This window comes from Brachybacterium sp. AOP3-A1-3, assembly GCF_052378285.1.
GTDB lineage: Bacteria > Actinomycetota > Actinomycetes > Actinomycetales > Dermabacteraceae > Brachybacterium.
Window position 1 is genome coordinate 1 of the sequence record NZ_JBQSXM010000051.1, and the last position, 1,542, is coordinate 1,542.

A 1,542-nucleotide genomic window follows, 5' to 3' on the forward strand; every position below is an offset into this window, starting at 1 on the left:
CGGAATTTGTCAAGGTAGTTGAGGCCGGTGGGTGTTAGGCGGCTAGCTCGATGCCGGTGTTGTCGGCGGGTTGGTTGATCCAGGCCGTCGGTGGGATGGCCAGGATCTTCGGATCGCGGTTGGTGGCGAATCGTTCGGGGTTGCGGGCGCGGGCGGCGGCCAGGACGAGAGCCCGCTCGCCAGCCTTCGCCGCGGCGAGGCCGTAGTGGACGTCAGCGGGGGTGTTCAGTCCGATGCCGGTGTGGTGGTGGTGATGGTTGTAGCCGGCGACGAAGTCGGCCATGAACGACCGGGCGTCAGTCAGGGAGCCGAAGCGTTCGGGGAACACGGGCGCGAACTTCAACGTCTTGAACCACGCTTCGGAGTAGGGGTTGTCGTTGCTCACCCGGGGCCGGCTGTGTGACTTGGTGACCTCCAGGTCCGCCAGGAGCGCCGCGACGGTCTTGGACGTCATGGACGTGCCCCGGTCGGCGTGCACGACCTGCGGGATGCCGTGGACCCCGAAGATCTCCTTCATCATCTCGGCCGCCAGGACGGCGGACTCGGCCGCGTGCACGTGCGCGCCGACGATGTAGCGGGAGTAGATGTCGATCATCACGTAGGCGTCGAAGTAGGTGCCCTTGATGGGCCCGGCGAGCTTGGTGATGTCCCACGAGTAGACCTGCCCGGGGGCGGTGGCGACGAGCTCGGGGATGGTCCGGGCCGGGTGGCGGGCCAACCGGCGGCGCTCCTTGATCTGCGCGTTCGCGGTCAACACCCGGTAGATCGTGGAGATCGACCCCAGATACACGCCCTCGTCGAGCAGGTGGGCGTAGATCTGGATCGGGGGCAGGTCCACGAACCTGGGGCTGTTCACGACCGCCAGGACCTCGGCCCGTTCCGCGTCGGTGAGCTTGTTCACCGGCACCCGGGCCCTGGTCACCACCGGGGTGCGGGGGCGGCGGGTCGCGGTCGCCCGCGACACCCCGACCAGGATCGCCGCGGCCCGGGTCGGGACCCCCGCACCGGTCAGCTCACGGTAGGTAGCCATCAACGCGTGGTGTGCTCGGAGTCGTCCCGCGATCTCTTGGTAAGCACGTCCAAGAGATCGTGTGCTTTTCCCATGATCACCAGCGCCGCCTCGGTCGTCACCAACCTCCGCTCGGCCTTGTCGAGCTGACGGCGCAACCGGGCGATCTCCGCCTGCTCGGCCGACAGCCGCCCGATCTTCTCCCCAGGTTGTTTCCCCGCGAGGACCCCTGCGTCACGCATCCGGCGCCACTCGCTGACCAGCGAGGAGTACAACCCGTGCTCGCGCAGGTACGCACCGCCCAGGCCGCTGGCGACGGCCACCTCGTAGGCGGCCAGGTGGTCAAGCTTCTGCGCCGAGGAGAACGACCTCCGCGAGGTCGGACCCCCCGAACGAGGTCCGGGACTGGGCATACGACCATCGTCGCGCACCGCGATCAAAGACGAACTCATGATGATTGGACTCCTGGTTCACGCCCCACGCTGGCGGACTTGCTATGAACCACCGGCCTCAACTCATCCTGACCCGTAGGG

The 1,542-nt window shown here is 67.6% G+C and carries 1 protein-coding gene; it reads right to left on the bottom strand.

Annotated features, from left to right (window positions below; genetic code table 11):
- Positions 1 to 34: 34 nt before the first annotated feature.
- A protein-coding gene (locus tag ACT3T5_RS19525) for an IS3 family transposase (protein ID WP_094067111.1) occupies positions 35 to 1,422 on the bottom strand; the annotation gives its coding sequence in 2 pieces (ribosomal slippage) (positions 35 to 1,080 and positions 1,080 to 1,422; 1,389 coding nt in all).
- Positions 1,423 to 1,542: the final 120 nt, after the last annotated feature.